This is a genomic window from Petrimonas sulfuriphila (assembly GCA_038561985.1).
Taxonomy (GTDB): domain Bacteria; phylum Bacteroidota; class Bacteroidia; order Bacteroidales; family Dysgonomonadaceae; genus Petrimonas; species Petrimonas sulfuriphila.
Genome location: CP073276.1, coordinates 2938136 through 2963207, shown reverse-complemented (window position 1 = coordinate 2963207; position 25072 = coordinate 2938136). Strand labels below are relative to the sequence as shown.

Below are 25072 nucleotides of genomic sequence, written 5' to 3'. Positions count from 1 at the left end.
GTTACTATAATATTATTGTTAGAAAAACAGTGTTTCTTCTTTTTTATTATTGTTGAAAGTCTCTACATATCCCGCACGTACATAATTTGCTGTTGGTACCTCATCTTTGAAATTGGTAATACAGTTGTCGACCCAAATGTCAAGTTCTCCAGTTCTACCCTCTCTATTTTTTGCAACAATAACAGTACATTTATTTTTGTCTGTGTCTGACCTGTAGTACGTATCCCTATGAATGAAGATAACGGCATCTGCATCCTGTTCAATTGCTCCGGAATCCCTTAGGTCGGACAACATGGGTCGCTTGTCATTGCGCCCCTCTACAGCCCTGTTGAGTTGTGACAAGAGTATTACCGGTACATCCAAGTCCTTTGCCATTATTTTGATTGCACGTGAACACGCTGAAACCTCATCATTTGTTGATTTTCCATTATGCCGGCTCATATCCATCAGCTGTAAATAGTCAATCATGATAATATCACATTTACCTTTGCGTTTCATTTTTTTAGCTTGCGCTCTTATTTGTTGGATGGAAATAGAGGCAGTATCATTAATCGAAATTGGGAGTAGTGATAATTGCTCCAATGATTCTGCGAGACTGATGTATTCGTCCTGTGATAACCTACCTTCTTTGAATAATTCTGAATTAACCCCGGAGTGAGCGACTGCCATACGGTTAATTAAAGCCCCCTTTGGCATCTCCAAAGAGAAAATGAGTACACTGTTGCCTTTTGCGGCTGAAAGTCTTGCAGAATTGAGCAGAAACGCTGTCTTGCCCATTCCGGGACGCGCTGCTAGTACATAAACGCATCCTTTTTGAAATCCATGTAAAATATTATCCAGTCTTTTTAGTCCGGTATGTATTCCGATAGGGTTGCCTTCCTTGGCTCTTTTCTCCCTATCCCTATATGCCTTGTAAGCTTCAGCTGCTAATTTGTCGATTGAGATGGTAGCACCAACATCGGTTATATCCGATAAATGCTCTATCTGAGAGACATGATCGCTTATCAAATCGGCTACGTCTATACTCAAATCATTGCTATCACTCAAGGATTTTGAACATTTCAGTACAAAAGATCTTCGTATATAGTCCTGATAGACTATCATAGCGTGATTTTTAACATGAACGGCAGAGGATACATAACCTGAAAGATCCACAAATTGCGATATACATATTTTACTTTTTCGCTTCTTCAAGCCTTCATATACGGTGACAAGATCAACATCAGAAGTCGATTCAACTTCCAAGATTACACTATATATCTCATTAAGATCTTTATCGTAGAACATTTCAGGCTTAAGGAAGTCCATTACTTCATAAACGGCTGTCTTTTCTAAAAGTAACGCCCCTATGGTTGCTTTTTCAGCTTCCGGGCTATGTGGCAATTGCAACTCTTTAAAGCTTTTCATAGTGCGATGATTCATTAGTCGTGTTATTTCTATTATTAAAAGTGTTATCTCTATTCACCCAATTTGCTAACCTGCGTTCTACATCCCAGGTCTTTTCCATCTCATAACGTAATTTGGTTTTACTCTTATTCGGCTCGGACCAATACAAGTAGAAATTGTTACAAATGTCTTTCCCATATTTCTGAATGAATGGTTTAATTGATTCTTTAAACTCAGATTCTTTTTTGATTATATTATCTTTAATATCATTATCAATTTCATTATCAATACCATTATCGGCATCATTCGCATTGCGAATGATACGGTCGTTTGCGGTCGCATACGATTGCATATCTTTACTGTCTTTCTTTCTTGCTTTACCCCAACGGCTTAGAGCATTTTGTCTATTTTTTTCCTTTATTTCTTCATACTTTATCAAATCTCTTTTTAACTGTAATTTTATAGGTTCGAAAGCCATTTCAATTATGAAATTGGAGGGTTTCGGATCTTCATCATTCACATATTTCAGTATATGATAGAATAGTTCACCTGTATTATTTGTACCATCTTCTCTATCCTTAGTTATCAGTTTTTCAACTACTGACTTTAAATCTGTATAGAGTATGAATGATTTTTTATTGTCTGCCATGTCATTTGTTATGTACAATCAGTGAAATTCATCGTAAAACTGCCAAACTTATCACGCCGGAAATTCAACCCATCGATATTTGCGTTGTCCTCATCAATGATTGCCTGGACTAAATTCGCCCTAACTCCATCGATCATCGCCTCACCTCCTCAACATACTGATTTATGTTTTTTGGTTTGCGATCAGGAAATAAATAAACAGTGATTGTATGCGTGATTGGATCGGATTTAAAGAGCAAAAAACTCAGTTTCCCATTAACAGGGTTGTATAGATTCCCCGCAGAGATCATATCGTCTGAGGTTCTCCGCAAACCGGTGTGCAATACCTTAACTCCATTTTTGTGGCTCTCGACAACTTTAACCGCGCCCTGACCAATTAAATATCGTTCGCGGGGTTGTGCTATACGGAAATAACTAAACGGCATCTTATCGCCTGAAATGGTCTGCAAATCGTAGACCTCCGGGTGTGTGGTGTTGCGGAGGAAAGTTCCAATTATCTCCTGATTAATTAAACACTTCTTTGCCATCGTTACGCCCTCCGATACTTTAATGGTTCGACACTTTTCAGAGCATCGTAAACGGCGGTTCTTTCGTATCTGATACGCGATCCGATACGTTTGGCGGGTAATACTCCCTTTTTAGTCCATTCGTGCAATGTAGGCAATGAAACGCCCAAAATCTCGGCGGTTTCCTTTCGGGTGATCAACTCCGGTTCGATCTCCCTTTTTGTGGTCAGTTCACTAACGGCGTTCTTTAATTCCGCCGATACGATTGTTTTGATCGACTCTTGTAGCTGATCTAAACTAATTCCGTTTAATAAAATCTCATTCATTCTGTTCTGATGTTAATAAATTTACATCGCAAACTTAATGAACAATTATCTTATTAAACTGATATTAAGATACTTGTAGTATATAATGTAGTAACTACAATATATTTTATAATCCGATTTGAGCAAACATTTTTTTTATAAAATTGTCGTTTTTCATCTCATTAGACACTTGGTTCTTTGTGCCGGTTAATGACAACTTAACGCGTGTATTTTGTGGATCTCTATTGAGAATATTGGCAATCAACTTCGCGAGTGCCACATCTGTGATTCCCTTATATTTATTTTTCAAATAGTCAATAACGCCGGTTCGTTCTAATATGGAATACTGTTGATTGTGGGTGTTCTGTGGGCGTTTTAAATGTGGCTGAATTATTTCTTTTTCCTCAACATCAAAAGATACTTCTTCTCCACGATAGTAATATTTACCTGTGAGTTCATCCAAACTTACTCCCTCATACATGATATTCAGTTCTTGTGCCTTTTCATCGACCATTCTTGCATATTGTTCAATATAGTGTGATCCAAATTGTACATAGGATAGTTGCTCGTTACCATTCTCATAATCATCTGATGAATCAATTTCAAGACAGCATTCTTGCAGCTCTCGATATAAATCAAATAATCCGATTCCATAAATAAAATCATTTGGATTCAAATCATACTTTTTCAATAGGGTTTCATTGAAATATAGATCATGCAATGTCACTATATCTCCATCCCAACAGAATTCAATCTTTGGGACATATTCAATCATGTCCCTTATTAAAAGAGCAACATATATTGGGTCGAAATTATTAGTATTCGCTCTAAAATGATTGTATAAATCAATATATGCAATGTATGAATCACTTTCCAATTCGTATAGCTCGGATAATAATTCCGATACACTCAAATTTTGAATACTCTTTATTGTTTTCATTTTACTACTGCCATTTGAGTGAAAAACTTGTGTGATTGTAATTTGATCGCGTTATCTTTCGGACTCATCCGAATATATTTCATAAACGCCGACTCCGTTCTGTGTCCGGTGATCTGCATTATCGCGAGTGCCGGAACATCATTTAAAAACGCATTGGTCGCAAATGATCGCCTTGCGGTGTGACTGGTTACCAACTCCCATTTACTAACGGTGCGAGTTACTAACATACCTTTTACAGTCTTGGTGATTGTAACCGGTTCTTTAATCTCGGCATACCTCGCGATCTCTTTCAGGAATTGGTTAAACTTTTGGTTGCTGATCACTCTCGGCAACTTGTAATCGTATTTCTCAAATATGTTTCTCACTCTCGGCGTGATCGGAACAACTACTTTCTTGACTGTTTTCTGCGTGGTGATGCTGATCGTATTGTCTGAATTGATATTATCCTTTTTCAATCTTGAAAGGTCAGAAAAACGCAATCCGGTATCGCATCCTATCAGGAATAAATCGCGTACATTGTCTAACGATTTCGGCAATGTAAGATCATAAATCCGGCTCAACTCATCGGTGGTTAAATAAACGCTCTCGGTTTCCTCTCTCGGTTTGGCAAACGATTTCAATTTGTAGTCCTGACTAACCTCAACGCCTTTCTTCTCATTGGCATACGCTAAAACAGATTTAACGATCTTAATCCGCGTTCCGATTGTGTTTTTAGATAATCCCTTTCCGGTCAGGTAGCTGATAAATGAATTATAAAAATCTATGTTCGCGTTTTGTGGCGTGACTGATCCCTTGTGTTTTTTCTGATACTCTTGTAGGTTCTTTCTTACTACCAAATAACTTTTTATCGTTGTAAGTTTCAGGTCTGATTTACTCCTGATTAAATGATCAATGAATTGGATCAGGTCAAAGGATTGATAATCTATTTCGGTTACATTGGCTATTACCTTATCAGGATAATAAATTTTATCCAATTCTTTTTTTACTTGTTCGTGGCGTGGCAATCGGTTGTTTACAGTTAGTTTTGAAATGATCCGGTTCACGTTCAGTTCTAAAACCGCGAGTGAGTCATTAAACTTGTTCCGGTTCTCTCGTGCCGACTCATCGACCGCCGATTGACTGATTTCGAATTTATCGGCATCCGCCCATTTAATAGTTTCTTTCGCGCGATTATTCTCGGCGTTCCATAGTGCCGGTAATACCTGAAACGGCGTTGTGTATTTCAACGGTAAATATTTCTTTTTACCTTTCTCCTCAACATACAATCCGTAATTGATGAAACAATACAGTTTCGTTTCACCTTTTGCCCTTTTGTTGGTTAAATAAAATCTGATTTTTGCCATTGTGAAATTGATTGATTAAACACTTTCTCAAAGGTAAGAATCTTGGTAAGAATAATGGTAAGAATAATTGAGAAAAGTAAGAATTTTGGTAAGAATTTAACTTTATTTCACCTTATCAAATCTTACAGTTCTTAATCATATAGGTTATATATAGTTCTGTTTATCTGTCTATTTCAATATTCTCATTTTATCAAAATAGCAAAAAATAGGCAAAAAACTTGATGTCCTGGTAGGACAACAATAAAAACTCCCCTATTCTATTCAGAAGATAGTTTAGGGGAGTTTCTATTTACGTTGCAGAACCTCAGGAAAGCGTCTGATCGTCTACCTGCGCATCGGGAGCGTTGGTTTTTACCGATTTAATGCCGTTTTCCCTCGAAGCTTCGGTCTCGTACATTTCACTGTTGCCAATAACCTGTCCGTTGGAAGCTTTCAGATTAAAATAAAATTTACCGTTTTTTGCCACGTTTTTTTCAAAACGGGCATCCTCTTGCGAATTCTTCTTTACAGATTCCACGCCGTTCAAGCACGCGGTTTTGGTAGAGTAACCCTCACTCGATAAGATCACCTGTCCGTTTCCGGCCTTAAGATTGAACTGAAACTCACCACTTTTTCTGGTGGTAATAACAAATTTTCCCATAGTTTTTTTGTTTTAGTTAGATATAAATACCTTTTCTAAACGATTTACGAGTAGCTTTGTTCAACGTTATTAACAAAAAAATGCCTCACTTTCAGTCAGTGAGGCATTTTATGCAAAAGTCTTTTTATTTTTAATTAAAAATATATCTTAATCCAAGTTGTAGTCTCCAAGTCTGAGAGTTTACATCGTTGTATCTTGTATAAATTTCCGATACTTTCTCAGCATTAAAGAACGAGAAATAAGGCACTTTGTCATCAGCATTACCGGCTACTCCATCTTTGTTTACACCTTCAAATTTCAGAATTTGTCCCCTATTTGCTGCAGGTATCATTTGCTTATTAACTCCCCAAGTGCTGTTCAGCAAGTTGGCAAAGTTCATAATGTCTAAACTTACTTGCAACGTATTTGTCGTTTTACCTGTTCTCACAATGAAGTTTTGAGCGAAATGCAGATCGAAACGATGAACCATAGGAGCATAAGCGCCATAAGCATCTGCATATTTTCCTTTATTTTTGCTTAAATAAGAATCTTTTTCTACAAAATCCCAAAAACGGTCAGCATCCTCAGCTGTTTTCCATTGAATTTCATCTTTTGTTGCAGGAATATAAATCAAATCCTGATTGATAGCATCACCGTTCATATCGTTAGAGTATGTGTAGCTGTAGCGATATGGCGAATATGCCTGATAGAAAACACCAAATTCAGATGAAGTCCATCCACCCAGGTAATTGATCCTGTAGTTCAAAGAAGCAATAATACGATGAGGAGAAACGTATTGTGACCATTGTGCACCGTTAAAGTTTGGCCCGTTTACGGTAGGTAAACCCTGCCATGCAGAAGTAGCGTTTGAGCCCGGCATACCACTTACTTCGTAAGAAGCTGTATGGGTATAAGCTGCCATTAAATTCAAATTTCTGACAGGTTCTGCATTGATAGTAATGTTTCCAGTATACCCATACCCTTCACTTGTGTTAGTCAGCACACCTAGCACACCCACATTTTTTTTGTGGTCTGCATCGTAGCTTGCATGGTTTCTATAATAGTTATAGTTTGAAGGGTAAATAAACCGTTTGTCCGGACCTTCAAATTGAGTATACCCATTAGCTTGAGTTTGATCTTTGATGTTATAATTAAGTAAGCGGATATCGTTGATGTATTTGGTAAACATTCCTTCAACAGTTACCGATAACGGAAATGAAACCGGTATTTGATAATCTACAGCCAAAGAACTTTTCCAGACCTGAGGCATTTTAAAATTGTTATCCACTCCAGCCATGTTACTTTGCAGTGTGCCTTCTTCTTGGGTAATAGTCTTTTTTAAACCCAATTTTTCAATCATTTGGTTTACGTCCGTCATTAACTTACCGTCCACATACATTTGATCCAGTAAAGGATTACGGCCCGTTGCAGCACCGGTGTTTTTGTCATAAGTCGTATAAATCTGATTGCTTGCACCTTGAATCATACCGGAATTTTGGGGCATGTTGGTGAAGAACACCAGAGGAAGACGGCCCGTAAAAAGCCCGGTACCACCACGTACGACAAGTGCTTTGTCTTTAAGGACATCCCAGGTGAAACCTACACGGGGAGAGAATTGGAACTTAGCATCAGGCCATTTTCCGGTATCCACTTTCTTACCACCGAAATCAAGCGAATAAATAGCGTTGTTACGCAACATATCGTTTAGGAAGAATGTATTGTCCATACGGATTCCGTAAGTCAACTTCAAATTATCAAGTGCGTTCCACTCATCTTGAATATACGCGGCCAGCTGACCTAACGTCACTTTACCGGCAGGGTTCAATTCTCCGTCGTACCCGTAGGAAAGGGCAAATGCGTCGGGAGCAGCATTATTTTTGAAATCGGAGAAACTTTTGAAACGGTAGTATCCCGTTGCGTTACGCATATAAGAATTTAAAGCGGACTGATGTTCGTAGCTTAACCCAGCAGTCAACTTGTGCGATGTCAGGTAATAGGTAAAGTTGTCTGTAATACTAAATACATTATTCTTTACACCATTGTTCCAGGTAAACAACTCGTAACCAGCACTCATATATGGTTTAAAGTTCCTGTTGTTTGCTGGGTCTCCACCGGCAGCAACCACATCATCACCATCCATTATATCAAAAAACGGGAACGGAGAAGATTTACTGCCTCGCTGATCGTTGATATCGGTATACGTCAGCAGCAATTGGTTACTTATAGCGTCTGACAACCTTGAATTTAACTCAGTAGTAAACGATTTAACGATACTTCCCTGTGAATAGGTAGAGTTCATAAAAGCCATTGAATTAACACCAATCCTGTCGGTTCCATTTAAACGGTAGCCGGTATCGCTTGAGTTACCGTTGGTCGGAACCCAGTCGTCATTTTTGGTATAATTATAACGTAAGCTCAGTTTATGAGATGAGTTGATGTTCCAGTCAATACGTCCCAGGAATTTAAGGTTGGAAACGCCACCTGGAAAATCGGTTGATGATCCTGTATCGTACCCATAACGTTCTTTTAAAAGACGAGAAAATTCATCCAGATCAGACTGGCGTGCATGGGAGATAAATTCATCACCTTTGGCAACTCCATTTGAAGAACCCCTCCATTTTGTGATTTGTTGAGGGCTTTTTTCTGTTTCGAAGTTGGCAAAGAAAAACAGTTTATCTTTGATTATCGGACCACCTAATGTCGCTCCGTAAATTGTTTTTCCTTCTTTCGGTCGATCACCTTCCGGCGTAAAATCACCAATTGAGTTTCCACGCATGTTTTGATTGTAAAAATAGGTATATGCGCTACCTTTGTAAGTATTTGTTCCTGATTTGGTAATAGCGTTTACGCCGCCACCAATAAAGTTAGATTGACGAACATCAAAGGGGGCGATTACAACCTGCATTTCCTCAATAGCATCCAGTGAAATTGGGTTTCCACCACCAGGTAATCTGTCAGACAAACCGAAGTTGTTGTTCAAACGTGCGCCGTCTACGGTAAAATTACTGTTACGTCCATCACGACCTGAAAAATCCATCCCTGAAGATGCATACGGAGAAAGTCGGGCAATGTCTTGAATGTTTCTACTGGTAGTAGGCATCAGCGTAATTTGATCCGTATTGATATTGGTTGTGGCACCTGTTTTCTCTGTTGTAAATTTAGTTCTTTGTGCTGTAACGAGTATTTCATTAAGAACTTCTGAACTTTCAGACATTTCAACGTTGACCGGATAAGTTTCTCCAAGCTGCAATTGAATTCCTTCCAATTCTATTGTATTCATACCCACATAAGAAACTTCCACTTTATACGGTCCACCCACTCGCATACCGTTTAAACTAAAACGTCCATCTACGTTAGTGACAGTCCCATACGTGGTTCCCGAAGGAGTATGTGTGGCAACCACTGTCGCCCCGATAACAGCCCCCTCATTGTCGGTGACACGGCCGCTCATACTTGAAGTGGTCATCTGGGCGTTCACTACAGTGGCGAGCAGCAAGAAAAATACCACTGTTAAAAACTTCATCTTCTTAATCATAAATCAATTTTTAATGTTTTTGGATTATTTATTAAAAAATCTGTACAAAATTACAAAAATTTAATGTGAAAAACATTACGTTTTTGTTACATTTTTTAGTTATACAATATTTTAAATTTCAATTGATTGCATCGGTAACTTTTCAATAAATATGTAAGTAAGATAGTCATAAAACAATCAAAAAGAAACCACTTGAGGATTTAAAATAACAAACAAATATTATCGAACTTAACACATGTTGCGGCTATTTTATGTTAAAAATAAAATTCCGACAAGCAACCAACAAAAACGCGCGACCATGTGGCCGCGCGCTTTCCTTTCTTTATTTTTCAATGTGAGAGTATATCATGCATTAAAATTAAATTACATCATTCCTCCCATTCCTCCTCCACCCATAGGCATTTGCGGAGCAGGATTTTCTTCTTTCTTATCGGTGATCACGCACTCGGTTGTCAGGAACATACCCGCAATGGATGCTGCGTTTTCCAGCGCAACACGCGCTACCTTGGTAGGATCGATAACACCAGTCTCGTACAGGTTTTCATACTTATCGGTACGTGCGTTGTAGCCGAAGTCAGCTTTACCTTCGCGAACTCTCTGTACGATAACCGCACCTTCTTTTCCAGAGTTGGCAACAATCTGACGAAGGGGTTCTTCTATAGCACGTTTTACGATTTCGATACCGGTGGTTTCGTCTTCGTTTTCACCTTTAAAGCCCTCCAGCGCTTCGCTGGCACGAATATAAGCGACACCTCCACCAGGAACGGTTCCTTCTTCAACAGCAGCGCGTGTTGCCGAAAGGGCGTCGTTTACACGGTCTTTCTTTTCTTTCATTTCTACTTCCGAAGGAGCACCCACATAAAGCACAGCAACACCACCGGCCAGTTTAGCCAAACGTTCCTGTAATTTTTCGCGGTCATAATCGGAAGTCGTTTTTTCGATTTGTGAACGGATTTGTCCTATTCTGTTGGAGATGGCATCTTTGTCACCCTCGCCGTTAACAATAGTAGTTGTATCCTTGTCGATAGTGATTTTTTCGGCACTTCCGAGCATATCGAGTGTAGCGTTTTCAAGGGTAAGTCCTTTTTCGTCTGAGATCACGGTTCCACCTGTCAAAATGGCAATATCTTCCAACATTTCCTTACGACGGTCTCCAAAGCCCGGGGCTTTTACAGCAGCAATCTTCAACGATCCACGCAGACGGTTTACAACCAACGTTGTCAATGCTTCCGAATCGATATCTTCGGCAATGATCAACATCGGTTTGCCGGTTTGAATTCCTTTTTCGAGAATGGGAAGAAGATCCTTGATGGCTGAAATCTTTTTATCGTGTACCAATACCAACGGATTTTCGAACTGAACTTCCATATTTTCAGTATCAGTTACAAAATAAGGAGATATATATCCGCGATCGAACTGCATACCTTCTACTACATCTACGTACGTATCCGTACCTTTGGATTCTTCAACCGTGATCACACCTTCTTTACTCACTTTTTGCATAGCTTCCGCAATAAGCTTACCGATAGCCTCATCACCATTGGCAGAAATTTTAGCTACGTTTTCGATCTTCTTAAGGTCATCACCAATTTCAACGGCCTGTTCCCTCAGGTTTTCAACCACCTTGGCAACAGCCTTATCGATACCGCGTTTCAGGTCCATCGGATTAGCACCTGCAGTAACGTTCTTCAAGCCAACACCAATGATGGATTGTGCCAAAACAGTGGCCGTTGTTGTACCATCGCCCGCATCATCATTGGTCTTGGAAGCTACTTCCTTTACTAACTGAGCTCCCATGTTTTGGAAAGAGTCTTCCAACTCTATTTCTTTTGCGACCGTAACACCGTCTTTGGTAATTTGCGGTGCACCGTATTTTTTGTCGAGTATCACGTTACGCCCTTTGGGCCCTAATGTTACTTTTACTGCATCTGCCAATGAATCCACGCCTTTCTTAAGCAAGTCGCGTGCTTCCATTTCGAATTTAATTTCTTTTGCCATATTTATTATAGATTTTTAGATGTTTAGATTTTTGACTTCAGACCGTTACAGTCTTGAGTCCATTACTCATTACTACCTTTTAAGAAAGGATTGCCAGAATGTCCGATTGACGCATAATCAAATACTTTTCACCATCAAGTTCAATCTCCGTACCGGCGTACTTGCCATACAAGACGTTGTCACCGGCTTTCACGACCATCTCTTCGTCTTTTGTTCCATTTCCTGTTGAAATAACTTCACCTTTCAACGGTTTTTCTTTTGCTGTGTCTGGAATGATGATTCCACCTACTGTTTTTTCTTCTGCAGCTGCCGGTTTTACCAGCACCCTGTCTGCTAATGGTTTAATACTCATATTGATACAAAATTTAAATAAATTATATGATGTTAGTTCTAATATTTTGTCGTCAGACACAAGACTCTATGCGAATTCTGTGCCAAAAAAAATACATGTCAATTTTTTGATAAAATAACTTTTCAAACTGACAAATTTTCATATTCGCTGTCTTTTTAGAAAACATTTCATATCGTAAAATTACATTCTTTTACGATTGTCATCTCGGGTTAAAACCACAACCAATTCTACAACCTTCAAGGATACCTGCAGAAAATAATTGATATTTTGTACCTTTGTATTTTAAAAAAGAAAATGAAAGCATTTGTTTCCTGGAGCAGCGGCAAAGATTGCATGCATGCGCTGTATCATTTTTTGAAAAATCCTGAAAACCAGGCAGTTTGTTTATTAAATATGTCCGGCGAAGGAAACAGTCAACCGCATTCTCACGGAATAAGCAGCGCTATGATTCGCAAACAGGCAGCCCGGCTCAACATTCCTTTACTACAAAAAACCACATCAAGAGGCGATTACGAAAAAAACATGAAAGAAGCCATTGCCCGTTTAAAATCAGAAGGTGTAGATGCTGGCGTTTTTGGGGATATCTACCTGCAAGAGCATCGTACATGGATTGAGCGCGTTTGTGGCGAAGCAGGCGTCTCTGCCGTTTTCCCGCTTTGGGGCAAAAGCACTTCCGGCCTTATGGAACAATTTATTACGGAAAGATTTAAAACCATCGTCGTATCCGTAAGAAAAGAAAAATTACCTAAATCGTTTCTGGGCAGATTGATCGACAACGATTTCTTAACCGACATACATACATTTCCCGCCACCGATCCTTGTGGGGAAAACGGAGAATACCACACATTTGTCTTTGACGGACCTCTCTTTGCAGCACCGGTTCTTTTTGAGAAAGGAGACATAACCGAAGACGATAACCATTGGTTTTTAGAGATCAAGTAAAGATAACAGATATGAGAAAAAGATTTTTTTCAGGCATGCTCCTCCTTTTTTACGTTGTTGTTTCTTTTGCCCAAACCCCGTATAAAAGAATAGTATCGCTTGCTCCCTCTCTCACGCAGAGCCTTTATTACCTGGATGCCCAAGACAATCTTGTAGGCTGTACCAGCTACTGCATGGCGGCCAAAGAAGATAAAAAAGAGGTTGTGGCTTCTGCAGTAAAGGCCAATCTCGAAAAAGTCATTGCCTTGAAGGCCGATTTAGTATTGGTTTCGGGATTTACTGATCTTCAAGACATTGAAACGTTGAGAAAATTTGGAATAAAAGTAGAGGTTTTCCAGTCACCTAAATCGTTTCAAGAAATCTGCGGCCAGTTTATTCGTCTAGGTAAACTTATAGGAAAAGAGGAAAGAGCCCGCCAGATAGTGCTCGAAAGCGAGCAAAAAATAAAAAACATCTCATCCGGAATAAAATGGGGAAAAAAGCCCCGGATGTTTTTTCAAATAGGCGCTAATCCTCTATTCTCGGTGTTGCCCAATACTTTTATGGATGATTACATGAATTTTTTAGGAGCGGAAAATATAGCAAAAACCTTGAAACGGGGTTCGGTGAGCCGTGAATTTGTAATAGCCCAAAATCCCGACTATATTTTTATAGTCACCATGGGTATCGTAGGAAAAGAAGAAAAAGACACCTGGAGCAGGTACTCCCAACTGACAGCATCAAGAAAAAAACAGATACACATTATTGAGTCGGACATTGCTTGTCAACCGACTCCCATTACTTTTGTACAAACAATGGAAGTCTTGGAAAAAATAATAAACAAATAAAACTTCAGACTGTGAATAACTTAGGACTTATACATATTTATACCGGTGACGGAAAAGGAAAAACAACGGCATCGGTAGGATTGGCCATACGTGCATTGGGAAGCGGATTAAAGGTGGTTTACTGCTCTTTTCACAAAAAGCCTGAAAAATACGGATATACCGAAATTGATGGCCTGAAGAAGCTTGGCGCTCAGGTATTCACCTTTGCAAAAGGACATCCGCACCTGGATAAAAGTATTGACGAAAACGCAATCAAGCGCGAGGTTTCCGAAGCAATCGACACCCTTAACCGGATGCTGAAAAACGATCAGACAGACATGCTTATTCTCGACGAAATACTTATCTCCGTCAGGGATAATTACCTGGAAGAAAATACCTTAATTGATTTTATGAAAAACAAGCCTCCTCATACGGAACTCATCCTAACGGGAAGAGGAGCCACTCCGAATGTTATGGATCTGGCCGATTACGTGAGTTTCATCCGGAAAATAAAACATCCCTACGATAAAGGCGTTTTTAGCCGCGAAGGAATAGAGTATTGATGATTTGAGAATTGTAATAGCAAGAATATGTCTAAAAAACTCATTTGGTTCATCTACGTTCTTCTGTTTTTGGTAGCATTATCTGTTGTCATAATTCTATCGCTAAGCATTGGCGAAATCCCCATACCCTATAAAAAAATTCCGCAAATTCTCGCCGATAAGGAGAGCATGGAGTACGGCGTGTTGTTTTACATTCGTATTCCGCGCACATTGCTTGGCTTTGCCATAGGCGGGAGCCTGAGCCTGGCCGGCGCCATATTACAAGGAATTTACCGCAATCCCCTGGTGGAGCCCTACACACTGGGCATATCGGGGGGAGCATCCCTGGGTGTTACGTTTGCCATCGTGGCAGGATTACACTTGCTTAACATCCTACTTTTGCCGCTTGCCGGATTTATCGGTGCATTTACAACCATATTTCTGGTTTATACATTAAGTTTGAAAAAGGGTGCACTGAGTGTGAACAGGATGCTCCTTATCGGTGTTATGATCAGTTTTATCTCGTCCTCGTTGATGATGTTTTTAATGTCCATCACAGCGACAGAAAACATCCACGGCATTGTCTTCTGGATTATGGGATCGCTCAACGAATCCAATACCGCCATGATCGGAGCCATGGTTGTCTTGTCAATCGTTTGCCTGCTTATTTCTTATCTGTTTGTGATGCCACTCAATGCGCTACGCCTGGGGGAGGAAAAAGCCCGCCATTTAGGCATTAATTCCAATGCCACTATTCGTATTTTATTTGTTATTACCTCTGTCCTCACCGGTGCCTGTATCGCCGTTGGAGGAGTTATTGGATTTGTTGGATTGGTTATTCCTCACATTGTCCGCCTGTTTGTAGGTTCGGATTATCGCATTATGCTGGTTTCCTCTTTTTTAAGCGGAAGTATTTTTTTAATATTGTGTGATATTATTGCCCGGACCATCATTTCTCCTAACGAATTACCTATCGGCGTAATTACAGGAATTGTGGGTGGAGTAGTTTTTATTGTCTTACTAAGCCGTTCTCAAAAACGCTCTAAACTGCTGCGAATATGAAAGAATTACTCACATTAAATAATTTTTCGTGTGGTTACAAGAACGGCTTTTCTATAAACGGTATCAGCTTTTCTTTAATTGAAGGCACCTTTACCGGCATCATTGGCCCTAACGGATCGGGGAAAACCACACTTTTCCGCGGTATCTCCGGCGACCTTCCCGTACGCTCCGGATCTGTTCTGTTCGAAGACAGGGATTTATCGCTGTTGACGCTCCGCGAAAAAGCACAGAAAATCGCTATTGTATCGCAATTTACGGAAACAACCCACATCACGGTCGAAGAATACGTATTGATGGGAAGAATGCCCTACAGGAAACCGTTTCAGTTTTTCGACAAGGCCGAAGATATAGATATTGCACATCACTACATGCAGTTGACCAATACGTACCGGCTTCGCGACAAATCCATGGCTGAACTGAGCGGAGGAGAACAACAAATGGCAAGCATTGCTTCGGCACTCTGCCAGAATCCGGCGCTTTTACTGCTGGATGAACCCACGTCGCACCTCGACATCACCCACCAGGTGAAGTTCATGAACCTGATGCAAAAACTTAACGATGAGCTGAAATTATCCGTGATCATGATTGTGCATGACTTAACATTGGCTGCCGAATACTGCGATTACCTCATCATGATGAAAAACGGTAGAATCCACAGGAAAGGGAGTCCCGAAAACGTTCTTACATACGAGAACATCGAGCATGTTTACGATACCGTTGTGGTTGTAAAAATAAATCCCGTATCGGGAAAACCGGTGGTCTTTCCTGTCTCGGAGCGAAGATTAAGAGAACTAAACATACCATAAGGCCAGAACCACCAGGTTCTCTATTTAATAAAAAGGGTTTTCTTTCTGAAATTAAAATAAAACATTACCTTTGTACCCGCTTTTAGACATCATGGAATTTGGTAATCCCGCCTCAAGCGGAAGAATCCAAAGCTGTACCCGCAGCCGTATGTTTCAAAATGTTTTCTGAATTGTATTGTCACTGTTCCGTTGTCCGGGATGGGAAGGCATCAGAAAACAGAAACGAGCCGGAAGACCTGTCCGAAAGCCATCATCTATCATACGCTTTCGGGGATAAAAGCAAGGTGTTTTCTACAAGACCCAATCAGGTTATGGCATGCCTGCCATTCCCTTTTCCTTCTCGAAAGTTTATGGTTACACAAATCATTAATTGTTTAACTGTAAATTTTTTTATTTATGTACAAAAAAATTTTATCGGGAGTTGCGGCCCTGCTTGCTTTTGCAGGGATGCTACAAGCCCAGGAGACCGTTAAGGATTACGATCTCGACGAGGTTGTTGTTACGGCAACACGAATGAACTTGCCACTTAAAAGTATTCCACAAAAAGTGGAAATTATTGACAAAGACAAAATCCTGTCTATTCCTGCCGAAAATGCAGCTGAGCTTCTAAAGAGAGCAACAAATCTTGACATGATTCAATATCCCGGTGCGTCAGCCACCGTGGGTATGAGGGGATTTTCACCTACAGCGCACGCACGCAGCTATACCCTTGTAATGATTGACGGATTACCATCCGGGACAAGCAATTTGACAACCTTACCCACATCGGTTATTGAACGTATCGAAGTGATCAAAGGCCCCTATTCGGTTCTCTACGGAACCGATGCCATGGGAGGCGTAATAAACATCATCACAAAAAAAGCAACGTTACAAAAAACCGGGGAAGTTTCGCTCAAAGGCGGAAGTTTTGGCACAACTTCGTTCGATGCCAATGCGGCGGGCATGCTTTCTGACAGAGTTGGTGTCGTCGTGGGTTTTTCGAACCAGATACAGCAAAAAGATTACCGCATAGGCGGAAAAAATTTGTTGAAAATATCCAAAACGGAGAAGCTCATCCTCGACGAAAAATCATATGACGATGTGTATCCGAACACCACGTTTCAGATGTCTCAACTCTTTGGAAAACTAAACTATTCCGTGAACAACCAATGGAACGTGTCTGTATCGTCGTTCTACAACCTGGCTTCGGATGTGGAAACACCCGGAAATTACTTCACTCAGATTGCATCCAAAAAAGATATCGGCAGACTCAATCTGTTCAGCGAAATATCACACACGTCTGAAAACAACAAATTAATCATTGCACCTTACTATTCCAACGAAAAAAACTGGAATTACGAAACAGCAGCAAGCGACAAAACCAATTTCATCTCTTTTAAGGATGATGTGAGTGAGTATGGTGTGAGAACAAACAATACGTATTATCTCAATCATATAACCCTGTTGGCAGGCATGGACTATGATGTGCTGGATTATCAATCTACCCGCCAATCAAAAAAAGGAAATGAAGCAAGCCCCTATAAGCCAAACAACAGAAATCAACGGTTATCGGCTTTTGTTCAAACAAATTACGAGTTGGGAGACTTATCCATAAATGGAGGATTAAGAGCAAACTATATCCGGTATAAAATCTTCAAACATGATAGCCTGAGTAATAAGAGCACCTCGGACAATTATTTTTATCTGATTCCATCTCTGGGACTAAAATACAACCTGCCTAAAGGGTTCAACGTCCATGCAAGTGTGGGAAAAGCATTCAGTATTCCCGACGCATTTGCCACATCGGGCTTTTATGAGGTAAATACCATGGTTGGCGAGTGGCCATTCAGGATGGCCTATGTGGGAAATGCAGACTTGAAACCCGAAACGTCAATCACTTACGAAGGAGGAATGGGGTATTATCGGGATACATTTTATTTTGACCTAACCTATTTCAACACAACCCACAAAAATAAAATTGTAACACGAAGAACATCCGGTATGGGCAATGAAGCAGATTCCACTCATTATGAAAATGCGAAATCGGCATCAATGAGCGGATTGGAGTTTATAGGTTCGATAAATATAGGACAACTGGTTGGGTGGAACAACAAAGTGGAAATATACGGAGGATTAACCTACATGTTCAACAATATATTTACAGAATTCGCAACCGAGAAAGTGAAAGACCTCTTGTTTGTGAATAAAGCCAACGGTAATTTCGGAATCTCCTACGACAACCGCAAAGGTTTTACCACCCGCCTGCATGCAAGATATAAAGGGCGTCGGTTGGAAAGAGACGGTTTTTCGAGAGCAAGACCTCTGATTACGAAAGAAAACTACTATACAAAAGGGGGTTACAAAGAAACCGACAAGATATTACAATTTTCAGATCATCTTATTTTCGATTATTCGGCTTTCTACAATCTTACCCCCAAAGCCCGTATCGGCATCTCCGTTTCCAACCTTTTCGATGAAAACTACACCGAGAAAGACGGATACAACATGCCGGGACGGAACATTATGGGTCATGCATCTTATTTCTTTTAAATAAAAGCATCATGAAACTAAAAATTATTTCTTTACTGACAACAAGCCTGCTTGTCTTAACTCTACAAGCCCAGGAAAAAGTTACCGTAACCATAAATTACGGAGAAGAAAAGCTTTCCCAAGCCTTTCAGGTAAATTGGCAGGAAGGAATGACGGCCATGCTGGCCGTACAAAGTTGCGCCAATGTAACAACACATCCGGTAAAAGATTATATTTTTGTATCTACCATCAACGGAATAAGTACCGTTGCCGGTAAAAAAGCGTGGTACTATACCGTGAATAACGAAAGTACACATAAACTCGCTTTTCGATACCCTGTAAATCCAGGCGATACGGTGGAATGGATATACAAAAAAGATGTCTGCTCCGCCATAAAGCAAAAACAACCATGCGAAAAATAATTTTCATAACAGGCGGACAACGTTCGGGTAAAAGTTCATTCGCACAACGATTGGCAGAAAAATACGCTACCAATCCGCTATATCTGGCTACCGCCCGGCACTGGGATGAGGACTTCGAAAAACGCATCCAGAGGCACCAGGCCGACAGAGGCGAAACCTGGACTACCGTCGAAGAAGAAAAACTGTTGAGCCGTCACGATTTCAACGGTAAAACCGTGCTGATGGATTGCGTGACGCTGTGGCTCACCAACATCTTTCACGATAACGGGTTCAACCTGGAGACCTCATTGGAAGAAGCAAAAGCCGAATGGGATAGATTCATCAACCAGGATTTCACGCTTATCGCGGTAAGCAACGAGATAGGCATGAGCCTGCACGCTCCCGGTGAAACCGCCCGCCACTTTACCGATCTGCAGGGTTGGGTAAACCAACACATAGCCAGGACTGCGGATGAAGTGTTTTTTATGGTTTCGGGTATCCCCGTACAAATAAAATGATAAATCAAACAATTATGATACAGGAAGAATTACAAAGAAAAATAAACAACCGTACCAAACCACTGGGCTCCCTGGGAAAATTGGAAAAACTCGCGCTGAAAATCGGCACCGTCCAGAACACACTCACCCCGGAGCTGAAAAACCCCGCAATCCTTGTTTTCGCAGCCGACCACGGCATTGTCGACGAAGGAGTAAGCCCTTGTCCCAAGGAAATCACCTGGCAAATGGTCATGAACTTCGTGCGCGGCGGGGCGGGCATCAACGTGTTTTCCCGGCAGCACAACATCCGCCTGCGTGTCATCGATGCCGGCGTGGATTACGATTTTCCCGCAGGGTGTAACGTGGAAAACCGCAAGCTGGCCCGCGGCACAAGGAACATGATGCACGAGCCGGCCATGAGCACGGAACTTTGCCGGCAGGCAATGGACAAAGGCGCAGAATGTGTTCGGCAGGAATTTGAACGTGGCTGCAACATCATCGGTTTCGGGGAAATGGGTATCGGAAACACGTCGCCGGCTTCGCTGCTGCTCCACAAATTTGCAGGCATCCCGCTCGACGAGTGCGTGGGACGAGGTGCGGGGCTAAACGAAGAAGGGGTACAACACAAATACAATGTATTGAAACAAGTAGCCGCAAAATATAACCCAAGAACGCCGCTTGAGACCCTCGCCACGTTCGGAGGGTTGGAGATCGCCATGATCTGCGGCGGGGTATTGGAAGCCAAACGGCTGAACATGCTTATCATCGCCGATGGATTTATCGCATCCTCTGGATTTTTAACCGCTTACGAGATGCAGCCCGATGTACTCGACAACGTGATATTCAGCCATGCATCCAACGAACACGGGCACAAGGCCATGGTAGAATACATGAAGGGAGACCCTGTACTGCATCTCGACCTTCGCCTGGGAGAAGGCACGGGAGTAGCGCTGGCTTATCCTGTTCTGCAGTCGGCATTACTTTTTTTGAACGAAATGGCAAGCTTTGAAGATGCCGCTGTGTTTGACGTAGAGAAAAACAGGTAAGCCGGAACAATGAAACAGCAACTCAACCTCTTCTTTCACGCGCTGCAGTTCTACAGCCGCATCCCGGCAGGAAAAATCGACTACAGTGAAGAAAACCTGGCGCAATCGATCCGTTATTTTCCGCTGGTAGGCAGTGTGGTTGGGATTGTCGGCGCATCTGTATTTATGCTGTGCATGCTCGTTTTTTCACAGGGAGTCTCGGTCACGGCAGCCCTTATTTCTATGATAGCCGTAACCGGCGCCCTGCATGAAGATGGTGTTTCCGACTTTTTTGACGGATTTGGCGGAGCCTACACCCGGGAACGTATCCTGGAGATTATGAAGGATAGCCACGTGGGCGCCTACGGCGTTATTTCGCTCGTGCTGCTATTCCTGGCTAAGTTTTCGTTGCTGACATCCATCACCCCTGAAAAAGTTCCGCTGGTGCTGATCGCCGCGCACGCTTCCAGCCGTTTTGTGGCGGTGGCCCTGATGAGATCGTCTAGCTATGCCCGCACAGAAAACAGCAAATCAGCGCATTCCCGCCTGTCTTTATCGCGAACGACAGTGGTTACGGCGTTCGTTTTCGGGGTGCTGCCGCTGGTCTTTATTCCTCCGCTTGTAAGTGCCGTTGCAGCCATTGTCTACGCAATTATCCTCTTCGCGCTGAAACACTACGTGGAGAAGAAAATCGGCGGATTCACGGGAGATGTCCTGGGGACACTGCAACAATTTTGTGAAATTGCATTCTACCTTGTTTACACAGCACTGATTTCCTTAATTTAACCGATGAAACTTTATTTGGTAAGACATACCCGCGTAAATATGCCCCCAGGAATTTGCTACGGAAATTCCGATGTAGCCTTGGCCTATACTTTTCCCGAAGAGTTGTCCGCCATACAATCGGAACTGGAAGGTATCCGGCTTGCAAGAGTCTACAGCAGCCCGTTGAAAAGATGTGTAACGCTGGCCAGGGAGTTTTCCGGCAACGTGATTGTCGACGGAAGAATCAGGGAATTTGATTTCGGAAAATGGGAACGCCAGCCGTGGGACGATATTTATGCGCAGGATAAAGGAAAGGAATGGTTTGACGATTACGTGAACACATCCTGTCCCCACGGTGAATCGTTCCGCATGATGCTCGAACGTGTACGCCGGTTTATCGATTCGCTTCCGAAAACCGGTGGAAATATCCTGATTGTCACCCACGCCGGAATCATCCGGGCATTCCTTATCCTGCTGGAGGGTTATACGGTAAACGAAGCATTTGACCGGAAAATCGCATACGGTGAGATAATCATCCTGGAAAAACAAAAGAAGTAGAAAACAGATGCAAAAACTCCGTCCCTTAATGTTTGTCGGCACCGGATCCGATGTCGGAAAGTCGGTCATCAACACCGGTTTCTGCCGTATCTTCCTGCAAGACGGTTATAGTCCCGCGCCGTTCAAAGCGCAAAACATGTCACTCAACAGTTATGTCACCGCAGATAACCTCGAAATCGGCCGTGCACAAGCGGTACAAGCCGAGGCCTGCGGAATCGGCTGCCTCGTGGAAATGAATCCTATACTGCTTAAACCCAACGACGACCTCACATCGCAGGTGGTATTAAACGGTAAACCCGCCGGCAACAAGACAGCATCGGAATATTTCAATGAGGCCGGGCGCGACACTCTTTTTAACGAAGTAATGCACTCTTTCAACCGCCTTGCCGGACAATACAATCCCATTGTGATTGAAGGTGCGGGCAGCATTTCGGAAGTCAACCTGTGGGACAAGGACATCGTCAACATGCGTGTAGCGTTGCATACCCAGGCCGCCACGTTTCTGGTCGCAGACATTGACCGCGGCGGCGTTTTTGCGAGTGTTTACGGCACCTTGCAGCTCTTGCCGCAAGCCGAACGGGATGCGATAAAAGGCATTGTTATCAATAAGTTCCGGGGCGATTTAAAGTTATTTGAAGAGGGTAAGAAGATATTGGAGAAACTTACGGCAAAACCCGTAGTAGGAATTGTGCCGTATTTTCAGGGATTGTTCATTGAACAGGAAGACGGTGTGGTTATTGAACAGAAGAAGAAGAGTCACGAACACGGGAAAATCAATATCGGGGTAGTGTTGCTCAAACATTTATCGAATTTTACCGATTTCAACATGCTGGAACAGACACCGGGGGTGAACCTTTATTATACTGGCTGTCCCGAAACGCTGGCTAGAGCAGATATCATTATTATTCCCGGTTCGAAGAACACACTTTCCGATCTGAAAGCATTACGCGAAAAAGGCCTGGAAGAAGTTATTCTCGCACACCACAACGCCCGGAAACCTGTTTACGGTATTTGTGGAGGATACCAGATGATGGGGATAGAGGTGAACGACCCTAACGGTGTGGAAGGGAATGTACCCTCTCTGCCCGGGCTCGGAATTCTGCCCGTAACCACCACGCTGGCAAGCGGAAAGAAAACGCGGCAATGCACGTTTTCTTTTGTTCAAGGCAATGCGTCGGGCAATGGATATGAAGTTCATGCCGGACATACTCCTTCCATCCGTCCGCTTTGTCGCATGAACAACGGTGAATTTGACGGCTATTGCCTGAATGCCCGTACGTGGGGAACATACATCCACGGCATTTTCGACAATGCTTCGGTTATCAACCATGTATTGCGGCAACTAATCCCCGGGTTCACATCCACCATCGACTACAAGGCCCGAAAAGAACAGGGGTACAACCAGCTAGCGGATCTGATCCGGGAAAACGTGGATATGGAATACATCTATAAATGCCTGAAAACATAAGATTATGCTCTACGGCCACGGAAACGACCTGTACGACTACAGCGAAAAGATAACCGCCGATTTTAGTTCAAACATTCCTTACCGGAATGCTTCGGTTCAAATTGTGGCGCATTTGTCGGGTTGCCTGCACCTGATCAGTGATTATCCCGATCCAAATGCGCGCGCGCTCACACACGAGATTGCTGAGCACCACAACCTGTCTCCGGAAAACGTGCTGGTTACCAACGGATCGGCAGAAGCGTTTTATCTTCTGGCACACCTGTTTGCCGGGAAGCACAGCACGATAACCTATCCCGCTTTTGCGGAGTACGAGGATGCCTGTACCCTGTACGGGCATACCCTGTCGTTTATGCCGGTGAGCGAATTGTGTGGAAGCATCAATTTCACCAGTAACGAGACCGTTTGGTTCGCCTTCCCCAACAACCCCGACGGCTCAATCGTTTCATCTGAAACTATAGAAAACCTCTGTCTCAATAATCCGGACTCTTACTTCATCATCGATAACGCTTACGGTGAATTGTGCACGCAATGCCAGCCGGTTATACCGTTACACGCAAATTATCCGAACCTGATTTCGGTGCATTCGCTCACAAAGACTTTCGCTATTCCCGGTTTACGCTTGGGCTATATTGTCGCCGAAAAAAACATCATAAATCGGCTCCAACCCCTACGTATCCCCTGGACTGTTAATACGCTGGCACAGGAAGCAGGAAGTTTTGTAATGGAAAATTACAGCCGTTTACTACCCGATGCCGGCATATTATGCCGTGAATCGCAACAGTTCCAACAGCAACTTGCCACACTTTCACATCTTGAAGTAACGCCGTCGCCGTGTCATTTTTTTCTGATTCGGCTGAAAAGCGGTACGGCTTCGCAATTAAAATCCTATCTTCTCGAGAAACATGGTATCCTGATCCGCGACGCCAGTAATTTTCGCGGGCTGTCACCCTGTCATTTCCGGTTGTCCGTACAGGAAAAAACGGCAAATGACCGACTGACGGATGCCCTCCGCGATTTCTTCAAAATAACAGCATGATTCACGATTTTATCACAACACATTCCGGTTTCCTGATCCCGCTCGCGGGTGGTTTTCTGCTCGACGCCCTGTTGGGCGACCCTGCCCGGCTTCCCCATCCCATCCGGTTGTTCGGAAAAATGATTTCTTTCTGCGAGCTAAAATTCAACAAAGGCAAGCGGAGAAGGACAAAAGGCATTGCGGTTGCATCGATACTTGTTTTACTCATTTTCGGGTTTTTATACGGCATTCAGCTCGCGTTGCACGATTTTCCTGCGGTAAAAGTCGTCATAAACACCGTGTTCTTTTTTTACGCCCTCGGTAACCGGAGCCTGATTGAGGAGGCCTGGAAAGTGGAACGCCGGGTTCAAAAAAACGATTTGTCCGCCGCTCGCCGGCAATTGAGCCGGATTGTAGGGAGGGACACATCGCAGCTCTCGTTCCAACAGATCCGTACCGCCACACTCGAAACACTGGCTGAGAATCTGAGCGACGGTGTGGTTGCACCGCTGTTTTTCTATGCCCTCGGAGGTATTCCGCTGATGATGGCATACAAAATGATAAACACCCTGGATTCGATGATTGGCTATAAGAACGACCGGTACAACGATTTCGGATGGTTCGCCGCACATATACTTGATGACGGTGCGAACTATGTCCCCGCAAGGCTTACGGCATTTTTGATGATTTCCTTCCCGCCGTCATCCCGCGGGTTTCACTTTGTCCACAAATATGCGAGCCGGCATTCCAGTCCCAACTCGGGTTATCCCGAATCGGCGCTGGCAGGCATCCTGAATTGCCGTTTCGGTGGTTCGAACACATACGACGGGAAACGGGTGGAAAAGCCGTATATCGGAAAAAACTACCGGGAACTCACACACGACGATGTGGTGAAATCGTGCATCATTAATATCAGGACAAGCCTTCTTATGTTAATCTGCACATTGTCCATGTATTGTATTTTTCAAGAATTAACCGGTTTTTCGCATAATTTTTTATACTTTTGGGGGTAGTACTTGCGTTCTTGGTCCTAAATTTGATCCAC

The 25072-nt window shown here is 42.6% G+C and carries 24 protein-coding genes and 1 riboswitch; of the genes, 14 read left to right on the top strand and 10 right to left on the bottom strand.

All coding sequences use genetic code 11. From position 1 onward, the window contains the following. Positions 1–18: 18 nt before the first annotated feature. The 10 genes from KCV26_12575 to KCV26_12530 form a co-directional block, all read right to left on the bottom strand. Positions 19–1407: a replicative DNA helicase gene (locus tag KCV26_12575; protein WZX36128.1), complete on the bottom strand. Its 1389-nt coding sequence runs from the start codon at positions 1405–1407 to the stop codon at positions 19–21. Further along, positions 1394–2035: a hypothetical protein gene (locus KCV26_12570; protein ID WZX36127.1), complete on the bottom strand. Its 642-nt coding sequence runs from the start codon at positions 2033–2035 to the stop codon at positions 1394–1396. The genes KCV26_12575 and KCV26_12570 overlap by 14 nt, the downstream gene beginning before the upstream one ends. A 133-nt stretch (positions 2036–2168) precedes the next feature. Then, a complete protein-coding gene (locus tag KCV26_12565) occupies positions 2169–2561 on the bottom strand; it encodes a hypothetical protein (GenBank protein WZX36126.1) in 393 nt (130 codons plus the stop codon). 2 nt (positions 2562–2563) lie between these two features. Further along, entirely contained in the window at positions 2564–2866 is a 303-nt protein-coding gene (locus tag KCV26_12560) for a helix-turn-helix domain-containing protein (GenBank protein ID WZX36125.1), read from the bottom strand. Between the two features lie 106 nt (positions 2867–2972). Then, positions 2973–3785: a hypothetical protein gene (locus KCV26_12555; GenBank protein ID WZX36124.1), complete on the bottom strand. Its 813-nt coding sequence runs from the start codon at positions 3783–3785 to the stop codon at positions 2973–2975. Beyond that, positions 3782–5128: a site-specific integrase gene (locus KCV26_12550; protein WZX36123.1), complete on the bottom strand. Its 1347-nt coding sequence runs from the start codon at positions 5126–5128 to the stop codon at positions 3782–3784. Before KCV26_12550 ends, KCV26_12555 begins: the two co-directional genes overlap by 4 nt. 304 nt (positions 5129–5432) lie before the next feature. Beyond that, positions 5433–5768 (bottom strand): YegP family protein, encoded by a 336-nt coding sequence (locus KCV26_12545; GenBank protein WZX36122.1) that lies wholly within the window; start codon positions 5766–5768, stop codon positions 5433–5435. A gap of 130 nt (positions 5769–5898) precedes the next feature. Beyond that, entirely contained in the window at positions 5899–9282 is a 3384-nt protein-coding gene (locus KCV26_12540) for a TonB-dependent receptor (protein ID WZX36121.1), read from the bottom strand. Between the two features lie 363 nt (positions 9283–9645). Beyond that, positions 9646–11280, bottom strand: a complete 1635-nt coding sequence (groL, locus tag KCV26_12535; protein WZX36120.1) for a chaperonin GroEL — start codon at positions 11278–11280, stop codon at positions 9646–9648. Between the two features lie 79 nt (positions 11281–11359). Further along, positions 11360–11632: a co-chaperone GroES gene (locus KCV26_12530; GenBank protein ID WZX36119.1), complete on the bottom strand. Its 273-nt coding sequence runs from the start codon at positions 11630–11632 to the stop codon at positions 11360–11362. Positions 11633–11926: 294 nt separating this feature from the next. Between KCV26_12530 and KCV26_12525 the strand changes: the two genes are divergently transcribed. From KCV26_12525 to cobD, 14 genes are all read left to right on the top strand, one after another. After that, a complete protein-coding gene (locus tag KCV26_12525; GenBank protein ID WZX36118.1) occupies positions 11927–12574 on the top strand; it encodes a diphthine--ammonia ligase in 648 nt (215 codons plus the stop codon). An 11-nt stretch (positions 12575–12585) separates the two neighbouring features. After that, on the top strand, positions 12586–13401 hold the full coding sequence (locus tag KCV26_12520) for an ABC transporter substrate-binding protein (protein WZX36117.1): 816 nt from the start codon (positions 12586–12588) through the stop codon (positions 13399–13401). Positions 13402–13412: 11 nt separating this feature from the next. Then, complete coding sequence (locus tag KCV26_12515; GenBank protein WZX36116.1) at positions 13413–13943, top strand: cob(I)yrinic acid a,c-diamide adenosyltransferase; 531 nt, start codon at positions 13413–13415, stop codon at positions 13941–13943. Between the two features lie 27 nt (positions 13944–13970). Then, positions 13971–14984, top strand: a complete 1014-nt coding sequence (locus KCV26_12510) for an iron ABC transporter permease (protein ID WZX36115.1) — start codon at positions 13971–13973, stop codon at positions 14982–14984. Beyond that, positions 14981–15790: an ABC transporter ATP-binding protein gene (locus tag KCV26_12505; protein WZX36114.1), complete on the top strand. Its 810-nt coding sequence runs from the start codon at positions 14981–14983 to the stop codon at positions 15788–15790. Before KCV26_12510 ends, KCV26_12505 begins: the two co-directional genes overlap by 4 nt. Before the next feature lie 55 nt (positions 15791–15845). After that, positions 15846–16049, top strand: a riboswitch (cobalamin riboswitch). Between the two features lie 137 nt (positions 16050–16186). Continuing rightward, positions 16187–18319: a TonB-dependent receptor gene (locus KCV26_12500; GenBank protein ID WZX36113.1), complete on the top strand. Its 2133-nt coding sequence runs from the start codon at positions 16187–16189 to the stop codon at positions 18317–18319. An 11-nt stretch (positions 18320–18330) separates the two neighbouring features. Then, the gene (locus KCV26_12495) at positions 18331–18720 is read left to right on the top strand and encodes a DUF4430 domain-containing protein (protein ID WZX36112.1); all 390 of its coding nucleotides are present in this window, start codon (positions 18331–18333) and stop codon (positions 18718–18720) included. Continuing rightward, a complete protein-coding gene (locus KCV26_12490) occupies positions 18708–19217 on the top strand; it encodes a bifunctional adenosylcobinamide kinase/adenosylcobinamide-phosphate guanylyltransferase (GenBank protein ID WZX36111.1) in 510 nt (169 codons plus the stop codon). Before KCV26_12495 ends, KCV26_12490 begins: the two co-directional genes overlap by 13 nt. Further along, the gene (gene cobT / locus KCV26_12485; protein WZX36110.1) at positions 19214–20242 is read left to right on the top strand and encodes a nicotinate-nucleotide--dimethylbenzimidazole phosphoribosyltransferase; all 1029 of its coding nucleotides are present in this window, start codon (positions 19214–19216) and stop codon (positions 20240–20242) included. Before KCV26_12490 ends, cobT begins: the two co-directional genes overlap by 4 nt. 9 nt (positions 20243–20251) lie before the next feature. Further along, positions 20252–21007: an adenosylcobinamide-GDP ribazoletransferase gene (gene cobS / locus KCV26_12480; protein WZX36109.1), complete on the top strand. Its 756-nt coding sequence runs from the start codon at positions 20252–20254 to the stop codon at positions 21005–21007. Between the two features lie 3 nt (positions 21008–21010). Further along, complete coding sequence (locus KCV26_12475; GenBank protein ID WZX36108.1) at positions 21011–21544, top strand: alpha-ribazole phosphatase family protein; 534 nt, start codon at positions 21011–21013, stop codon at positions 21542–21544. Positions 21545–21551: 7 nt separating this feature from the next. Next, positions 21552–23012, top strand: coding sequence for a cobyric acid synthase (locus KCV26_12470; protein WZX36107.1), 1461 nt, complete (start codon positions 21552–21554; stop codon positions 23010–23012). 4 nt (positions 23013–23016) lie between these two features. Further along, positions 23017–24048 carry an aminotransferase class I/II-fold pyridoxal phosphate-dependent enzyme gene (locus KCV26_12465; protein WZX36106.1) on the top strand — a complete coding sequence of 344 codons (1032 nt, stop codon included), beginning with the start codon at positions 23017–23019 and terminating at the stop codon, positions 24046–24048. Then, positions 24045–25040 (top strand): cobalamin biosynthesis protein CobD, encoded by a 996-nt coding sequence (cobD, locus tag KCV26_12460; protein WZX36105.1) that lies wholly within the window; start codon positions 24045–24047, stop codon positions 25038–25040. Before KCV26_12465 ends, cobD begins: the two co-directional genes overlap by 4 nt. Positions 25041–25072: the final 32 nt, after the last annotated feature.

Coding starts and splice junctions, on each gene's coding strand:
- KCV26_12520 (WZX36117.1), top strand. CDS start 12,586: ATGAGAAAAAGATTTTTTTCAGGCATGCTCCTCCTTTTTTACGTTGTT.
- KCV26_12550 (WZX36123.1), bottom strand. CDS start 5,128: ATGGCAAAAATCAGATTTTATTTAACCAACAAAAGGGCAAAAGGTGAA.
- KCV26_12575 (WZX36128.1), bottom strand. CDS start 1,407: ATGAAAAGCTTTAAAGAGTTGCAATTGCCACATAGCCCGGAAGCTGAA.
- KCV26_12555 (WZX36124.1), bottom strand. CDS start 3,785: ATGAAAACAATAAAGAGTATTCAAAATTTGAGTGTATCGGAATTATTA.
- KCV26_12560 (WZX36125.1), bottom strand. CDS start 2,866: ATGAATGAGATTTTATTAAACGGAATTAGTTTAGATCAGCTACAAGAG.
- KCV26_12495 (WZX36112.1), top strand. CDS start 18,331: ATGAAACTAAAAATTATTTCTTTACTGACAACAAGCCTGCTTGTCTTA.
- cobT (WZX36110.1), top strand. CDS start 19,214: ATGATAAATCAAACAATTATGATACAGGAAGAATTACAAAGAAAAATA.
- groL (WZX36120.1), bottom strand. CDS start 11,280: ATGGCAAAAGAAATTAAATTCGAAATGGAAGCACGCGACTTGCTTAAG.
- KCV26_12505 (WZX36114.1), top strand. CDS start 14,981: ATGAAAGAATTACTCACATTAAATAATTTTTCGTGTGGTTACAAGAAC.
- KCV26_12500 (WZX36113.1), top strand. CDS start 16,187: ATGTACAAAAAAATTTTATCGGGAGTTGCGGCCCTGCTTGCTTTTGCA.
- KCV26_12465 (WZX36106.1), top strand. CDS start 23,017: ATGCTCTACGGCCACGGAAACGACCTGTACGACTACAGCGAAAAGATA.
- cobD (WZX36105.1), top strand. CDS start 24,045: ATGATTCACGATTTTATCACAACACATTCCGGTTTCCTGATCCCGCTC.
- KCV26_12490 (WZX36111.1), top strand. CDS start 18,708: ATGCGAAAAATAATTTTCATAACAGGCGGACAACGTTCGGGTAAAAGT.
- KCV26_12525 (WZX36118.1), top strand. CDS start 11,927: ATGAAAGCATTTGTTTCCTGGAGCAGCGGCAAAGATTGCATGCATGCG.
- KCV26_12475 (WZX36108.1), top strand. CDS start 21,011: ATGAAACTTTATTTGGTAAGACATACCCGCGTAAATATGCCCCCAGGA.
- KCV26_12530 (WZX36119.1), bottom strand. CDS start 11,632: ATGAGTATTAAACCATTAGCAGACAGGGTGCTGGTAAAACCGGCAGCT.
- cobS (WZX36109.1), top strand. CDS start 20,252: ATGAAACAGCAACTCAACCTCTTCTTTCACGCGCTGCAGTTCTACAGC.
- KCV26_12540 (WZX36121.1), bottom strand. CDS start 9,282: ATGATTAAGAAGATGAAGTTTTTAACAGTGGTATTTTTCTTGCTGCTC.
- KCV26_12545 (WZX36122.1), bottom strand. CDS start 5,768: ATGGGAAAATTTGTTATTACCACCAGAAAAAGTGGTGAGTTTCAGTTC.
- KCV26_12570 (WZX36127.1), bottom strand. CDS start 2,035: ATGGCAGACAATAAAAAATCATTCATACTCTATACAGATTTAAAGTCA.
- KCV26_12565 (WZX36126.1), bottom strand. CDS start 2,561: ATGGCAAAGAAGTGTTTAATTAATCAGGAGATAATTGGAACTTTCCTC.
- KCV26_12470 (WZX36107.1), top strand. CDS start 21,552: ATGCAAAAACTCCGTCCCTTAATGTTTGTCGGCACCGGATCCGATGTC.
- KCV26_12510 (WZX36115.1), top strand. CDS start 13,971: ATGTCTAAAAAACTCATTTGGTTCATCTACGTTCTTCTGTTTTTGGTA.